The sequence below is a fragment of the Streptomyces sp. NPDC055400 genome, assembly GCF_053644375.1.
This window is the reverse complement of the sequence record NZ_JBSHLM010000014.1, coordinates 1-6578: the sequence shown is the minus strand read 5'-3', so window position 1 is coordinate 6578 and position 6578 is coordinate 1. Positions and strand designations below refer to the sequence as shown.

Below are 6578 nucleotides of genomic sequence, written 5' to 3'. Positions count from 1 at the left end.
GTGCCTGGGTTTGGGCCCGGCCGTCCGTAGTTCCGCGGCCTTTACGCGCGGCGCGGGGCCCTTCCTCGCACAAACCCGCGGGGCCCCCCCCGGGGGGGGCGGCCCGGCTCGTGACCCCTAGGCCAGCGGCCCCGTGACGGGCTCCACCGCGGCGACGAGGTGTCCGCCGCGCACGAAGGCGTCGGCGGCCGCGAGGTCGGGCGCGAGGAACCGGTCGGGGCCGGGACCCTGAACTCCCGCGGCCCGTACGGCATTGATGACGGCGCGCGAGGCGGGGGCGGGCGTGAGGCCCTCCCTCAGCTCGATGCCGCGCGTGGCCGCGTACAGCTCGACGGCGACGATCCGCGTCAGGTTGTCGATCGCGGTACGCAGCTTGCGGGCGGCGGACCAGCCCATGGACACGTGGTCCTCCTGCATGGCGGAGGACGGGATGGAGTCCGCGGAGGCGGGCACGGCGAGCCGCTTCATCTCGCTGACCAGGGCGGCCTGCGTGTACTGGGCGATCATCAGGCCGGAGTCGACGCCCGCGTCGTCGGCGAGGAACGGCGGCAGCCCGTGGGACCGGTTCTTGTCGAGCAGGCGGTCGGTGCGCCGCTCGGCGATGGACCCGAGGTCGGCGGCCGCGATGGCGAGGAAGTCGAGCACGTAAGCCACGGGCGCGCCATGGAAGTTGCCGTTGGACTCCACGCGCCCGTCCGGCAGCACGACAGGGTTGTCCACGGCGGACGCCAGCTCGCGCTCGGCGACGAGCCGCGCGTGGGCCATGGTGTCCCGCCCGGCGCCGGCGACCTGCGGGGCGCAGCGCACGGAGTACGCGTCCTGCACGCGCGGCGCGTCGTCCTGGTGGTGCCCGGTGAGCTCCGAACCCTTCAGCACGGCCAGCATGTTGGCGGCGCTGGCGCCCTGCCCGGGGTGCGGCCGGATGGCGTGCAACTCGGGGGCGAGGACCTTCTCGGTGCCGAGGAGCGCTTCGAGCGACAAGGCGGCGGTGATGTCAGCGGACTTGTACAGGTTCTCGAGATCGGCGAGCGCCATGACGAGCATGCCGAGCATGCCGTCGGTGCCGTTCAGCAGGGCGAGGCCCTCCTTCTCGCGCAGCTCGACGGGCGCGATGCCGTGGGCGGCGAGCAGCTCACCGGCCGGGGCAAGAACACCGTCGGGCCCTTCGGCGTCGCCCTCCCCCATCAGCATAAGAGCGCAGTGGCTGAGCGGTGCGAGGTCGCCGGAACACCCGAGGGACCCGTACTCGTGCACGACGGGCGTGATCCCGGCGTTGAGCACGTCGGCCATGGTCTGGGCGACCTCGGGCCGCACACCGGTGTGTCCGGAGCAGACGGTCTTCAGGCGCAGGAACATCAGCGCCCGTACGACTTCCCGCTCGACGCGCGGGCCCATTCCCGCGGCGTGCGAGCGGACGATGTTCCGCTGCAGCTGAGCCCGCAGGTCCTGGCTGATGTGCCGGGTGGCGAGCGCGCCGAACCCGGTGGAAACCCCGTACACGGGTTCGGGCTTCGCGGCCAGCGCGTCCACGATCGCGCGGGCCGAGGCGAGGGCGGCCACCGCCTCTTCGGAGAGCTCGATCCGGGCATCCGCCCGCGCCACGGCGACCACATCGGCCGCGCTGACGCCGGACGTCCCCACCACCACAGTGTGCATATCCATATTCAGGAGCGTACGAGGTGAAGAGCCCAATGTCACGACCGAGTTCGGGATGGACCCCTTACGCCCCCGCGTCCCGCCCCCGGAGGCGGCGCCGCTCACCGTCACCGACAGCGGGCGGAGGAGAGTCGGCAAGGCGCACGACGGGATCGTCGGGACCGTCCCGCCCGGCCACCACAGGCTTCACGGCCCGCAGCGCCTTGGCCCGGTACTGGGCGGCATCGGCAAGCCGGAAGAGCCGCCGCGCACTGAGCACCTCCCCGATCGGATCGCCGGTGGAAGCAATCCCGCAGGCAACCCCTTCACCCAGCTCCAACTCGGAGGCGCGCACACACAGTTCCTCGCCCGCCCGCACCACGTCATCGGCGTCGGGCCCCACGGCCACCAGACAGAACTCGTCACCCCCGAGCCGCGCGGCCAGGGCCCCCGGCACCATCGCGCCGCACAACGAGAGAACGGACCCGAACCGCTCCAGCAACCGATCCCCGACCGCGTGCCCCAGCGAGTCATTGACGCGCTTGAGCCCGTTCAGGTCACACACGACAAGAGAAACGACATCGCCCCCGACACGGTGCCGCTCAATGGCCTCATCGAGCCGCATATCGACGGCACGCCGGTTCGCGAGCCCGGTCAGGGCATCCGTGAAGGCGAGCCGCCGCGCCTCCTCGAGCCGCTCGGTCTGGGAAATGCCCGCAGCGGCAACAGCGGCGAGCACGGTGGCGAAGGCGGCGTCGTGAGGGCCGAAGACCTCGGCGCCCACGGGCCGGGCGACGTACAACTCGCCCCAGGCGCGCCCGTGGAGCACGATCGGCGCGACGACACAGCAGCCGCGCCCGCGCCGGCGCAGGGCCGCGACGCGCTGATGGCAGTAGCCGCCGCCCTCCACGGTCCCGGCGGCGGTCTCGACCCAGGCGCGCGGAGCGCCCCCGCCCACCCACTGTTCGTGCAGGAACTCCGTGATCTCGGGGAACTGGTGCACGGGATAGGCCTCGCCCTCGGGGAACTCGGCCTCGCCCTCGGCGCGCTCCCCCACGTTCACGAGTACGCGCAGCCGCCCGCGCTCGCGCTCCCACACGGACAGAGCCGCGAAGGTGCCGGACAGAGCGCGGCAGGCTCCGAGGGCGGCGGCCCGCCAGGACTCACGCGGAGACTGCGCCGCGGCCATCCCCTGCGCCATCGCGACCACGGCCCGCAACCGCACTTCCTCTCCCATAGGCCAAGATTAGGAAAGAAAAGCCCAAGTCGATACATTCAGGACCCATACGAGGCCAGGAATAGTCATTCACCGGGCCACTGGGGCGCCCGCTTCTCATTGAAGGCGGCGACACCTTCAGCCCGGTCACCGGAGAAGGCGACGGACCGCCAGGCGGCATCCTCGACCTCGAGGCCGGCCCGCAGGTCGAGCCCGTACCCCACCCTCAGGGCGCGCTTGGCGGCGCGAAGTCCCACCGGCGAATTGGCGGCGATGCGCCCCGCCAGATCAAGGGCGGCCTCGCGATCGTCACCGACCTCCACGACCTGATCGACAAGCCCGATTTCCAGGGCTTCGGCGGCCTCGACACGCCGCGCGGAAAAGATCAGTTCAGCAGCTCTCGCAGCCCCCACCCGCCGGGGCAGCAACTGCGTGCCGCCGCCGCCGGGAATCACCCCGACAGACACCTCGGGCAGCCCCACGACGGCGGTCTCGTCGGCCACGATGAGATCGCAGGCGAGAGCGAGCTCGAACCCGCCACCGAGGGCGAACCCGTGCACGGCGGCGATGACGGGCATAGGAAGTTCGAGAACACCCCCGTAGGCCCCCCGGGTCAAAGGCCGCTGCCGAAGAAGCTCGGCATCGGAAAAGGAGTTCCGCTCCTTCAGATCCGCCCCCACGCAAAAGGCGCGCGCGGCGGACGAAGAAAGAACGACGACCCGAGCGCCGCCATCACCCGCCAGGGAGGCACAGGCCTCCCCCACGCTCACCGCCATGGCGCTCGACACGGCGTTCATGGCCTTGGGCCGGTCGAGGACAAGCTCGGCGACAAACCCGTGCCGCCGCACCTCGACGAACTCTCCGAACCGCTCGCTCACAGACCCTCCCGGTTAACGACAGTTAACAACGGCAGAATCCTAGAGCGGCCGCCGCGTCAGAAGCCAGGGCTCGACGACGCCGAGCCCACGCACGGGCCGCTGCCACATGGGCTGCAGAGCAAAGCGGTACGAGGGCGCGTCCTCGCCCTCCTTCTCGGCAAGAGCGGCGGTCTCGGCCTCGGAAACGGGGGCCTCACCGGCCCGCTGAAGCTCCTCGGCAAACGCGCCGTCGACCAGCACGGCATCCCGAGGAGCTATCGAGGTGAGCCGGCTCGCCAGATTCACGGTCGTCCCGAAGACATCGCCCATCCGGGTCGTCACGGTCCCGAAGGCCATCCCCACCCGCACCTCGGGCATGGTCTCGTCATTGGCCATGGTCTCGATGAGCCGGAGAGCGATCTCGGCCGCGATCCCCGAGTCATCGGCGGCGTAGAGCACCTCATCGCCCAGGGTCTTGATCAACCGCCCGCCATTGGCGGCGACAAGATCGGCGGCAGTGGTCTCGAAGGCCTCGACGAGCTCCCCGAGCTCCTCTTCCTCCATACGCCGGGTGAGCCGCGTAAAGCCGACCAGGTCGGCAAACCCAACGGCAAGCCGCCGGTCCACCATCTCCTCGTCATCGGCGGCCTGGACCACACGCCCCGTGGCCGCGGCCAACTGCCGCCGCCACACATAAACGAGGAACTCCTCCAGCTCGGGCAGGAGCAGTTCCATCAGGGGATACGTGACTTCGGTACGAGTCATCCCAGGCTCGGGAGGCTCGGTGAGCCCCTCCAAAAAGGAGTCGATCTGCCACTCGGCAAGCCGGGCGGTGGTCTGTCCGGTGGAGCGGGCGACCTGCACGGCCATGGCCTCGCTGAGCAGCCCGGCCTCGACAAGACCGGCAAGCCGCCGCAGGGCGAGCACATCGGCCTCGGTCAGCGCCTTGGCCTGCCCGATGTCGGCAAACCCCATGGCCCGCCAGAACCGGGAGGCGAGCTCCATGGAAACACCGGCGCTGCGGGCGGCCTGAAACGGCGTATACCGCCGCTCCGCACCAAGAATGAGCCCTTCGAGCCGGAGGGCAAGCGGATCCTCACCGCCGGCACCGTCCTCGACAGACTCGATGTCGGATGGGGTGCCCGCGCCGGAGCCCGAGTCGTCGACGGTCACGCCTGCTGCCCTTCCGATCTGCCACGGTCATGTATCGACCGGCCTCAACTTTACGGCAGGTGTGCCGCAGCTCACTCCCCCAGCACACACGAGTCCCGACCCCCACCCAAGTACAAACCGAAAGGACACGCCCCACCGGACGACCGGCCGCGTACGAGACGGGGCCCGGAAGGCAGCGAGTCCCACCGGCGGTCAGCCGCGCACGAGACGGGAGGGGACGAGGGGGCATGTGCGCGCGCAGCCACCAGCACCACGCACAGGCAATCAGCTCGCCGACATGCACCCGTAGAACAGCGAGCACGTACATGCCCCCGCGGCCCCGCACCCGACAACAAACCCGGCGAAACGACGGCGCACCCAAAAGAAAACCCGGCGCGACGACGGCGCACCCAAAAGGAGACCCGGACCAGCGACGGCGCGCCCGAAACGAACCCCAGCACCGCCCCCCGCCCCCGGCCCGCACCGGAAGAGCCCCGTCAGCCCCCCGCCCGCAGATGAACGATGTCCCCCGCCCCCACAGGCTGCTGCACCCCGTCCTCAGAGGCGATGACCAGCCGCCCGTCCCCGTCGACGGCAACCGCCTCCCCCACAAGCTCCTGCCCCCCGGGAAGCTCGGCCCGCACCTTCCGCCCGAGCGTCGCGCACCCCGCCGCATAGGTCTCCTGAAGCCGCGACACGGCGGGATCCCCACCCGCGGCGCGCCACTCCACGAACCGCTCCTCCAGCGACCGCAGAACGGCCCGCAGCAACGGATCCCGGTCGGTGGAAACGGCCCCGGCCAGGGCAAGCGACCCGGCCCCCGGCACAGGCAGCTCGTCGGCGCGCAGCGAAACGTTGAGCCCGATCCCGACGACCACACCGTCCCCGGCCCGCTCGGCGAGGATGCCCCCGGCCTTGCGCTCCTCGTCGCCGACATTCACCAGCAGGTCGTTGGGCCACTTGAGGGCGGTGTCGACCCCGGCGGCCCGCGCGAGCCCCGTCGCGACGGCCACCCCGGTGAGCAGCGGCAGCCACCCCCACCGCTGCACGGGCACATCGGCGCCGGGCTTCAGGAAGACGGAGAAGAAGAGCCCGGACCGCGCGGGAGCGGTCCACTGCCGGTCGAGCCGCCCGCGCCCGGCGCTCTGCGACTCGGCGACGAGGACGGCCCCTTCCTCGGCCTTGCCGGCCAGGGCGAGGGCAACGAGATCGGAGTTGGTGGACCCGGTGGCGGGCACAACATCGACGGAGGACCAGAGCCCGCCACGCACAAGGGCGCGCCGCAGGGCGGCGGCGTTCAACGGCGGCCGGTCCAGGTCCGACCACTGCTGACCGTCGTTCGCGTCGGAGGGATCGTCTGAAGCATTTCGGGGCGTCATGCAACCCACCCTAGGTGTGGTAAACGCCGCACTGCCGAACGGTATCCACGCCACTACGCTACGAGCCAGTAGCTACAGGGCCATGCCCAACCCCCGCCGCACCGCCCCACCGCACCGCACCGCCACACCACCGAGCCACGTCGCCCCGCCCCATCCTCACGTCCCCATTGAGCAGCCAGGGAGCCGCATCCCGATGTCCGTTCCGGAAGAGCCCAACGTGTCCAGCGCCAGCGACATCCACACGACCGCGGGAAAGCTCGCGGACCTGCAGCGCCGGATCGAAGAGGCCACCCACGCCGGCTCCGCGCGCGCGGTGGAGAAGCAGCACGCCAAGGGCAA

The 6578-nt window shown here is 71.1% G+C and carries 5 protein-coding genes; all 5 read right to left on the bottom strand.

The genetic code is table 11. The features are described from left to right. Positions 1 to 117: 117 nt before the first annotated feature. The 5 genes from hutH to ACWIGU_RS31590 all read right to left on the bottom strand — a co-directional run bounded on the left by hutH (position 118) and on the right by ACWIGU_RS31590 (position 6239). Positions 118 to 1656 (bottom strand): histidine ammonia-lyase, encoded by a 1539-nt coding sequence (gene hutH / locus ACWIGU_RS31610; protein ID WP_454405324.1) that lies wholly within the window; start codon positions 1654 to 1656, stop codon positions 118 to 120. Between the two features lie 64 nt (positions 1657 to 1720). Then, positions 1721 to 2872 (bottom strand): diguanylate cyclase domain-containing protein, encoded by a 1152-nt coding sequence (locus tag ACWIGU_RS31605; protein WP_454405096.1) that lies wholly within the window; start codon positions 2870 to 2872, stop codon positions 1721 to 1723. 65 nt (positions 2873 to 2937) lie between these two features. Then, positions 2938 to 3729: an enoyl-CoA hydratase/isomerase family protein gene (locus tag ACWIGU_RS31600; protein ID WP_454405095.1), complete on the bottom strand. Its 792-nt coding sequence runs from the start codon at positions 3727 to 3729 to the stop codon at positions 2938 to 2940. Between the two features lie 39 nt (positions 3730 to 3768). Then, a complete protein-coding gene (locus ACWIGU_RS31595; protein ID WP_454405094.1) occupies positions 3769 to 4881 on the bottom strand; it encodes an adenylate/guanylate cyclase domain-containing protein in 1113 nt (370 codons plus the stop codon). 476 nt (positions 4882 to 5357) lie between these two features. Beyond that, complete coding sequence (locus ACWIGU_RS31590) at positions 5358 to 6239, bottom strand: biotin--[acetyl-CoA-carboxylase] ligase (RefSeq protein WP_454405093.1); 882 nt, start codon at positions 6237 to 6239, stop codon at positions 5358 to 5360. Between the last annotated feature and the right edge of the window lie 339 nt (positions 6240 to 6578).

Bases quoted from the DNA above. Each gene is read 5' to 3' on its own strand.
- ACWIGU_RS31605 (WP_454405096.1), bottom strand. From the start codon at position 2,872: ATGGGAGAGGAAGTGCGGTTGCGGGCCGTGGTCGCGATGGCGCAGGGG.
- ACWIGU_RS31590 (WP_454405093.1), bottom strand. From the start codon at position 6,239: ATGACGCCCCGAAATGCTTCAGACGATCCCTCCGACGCGAACGACGGT.
- hutH (WP_454405324.1), bottom strand. From the start codon at position 1,656: ATGCACACTGTGGTGGTGGGGACGTCCGGCGTCAGCGCGGCCGATGTG.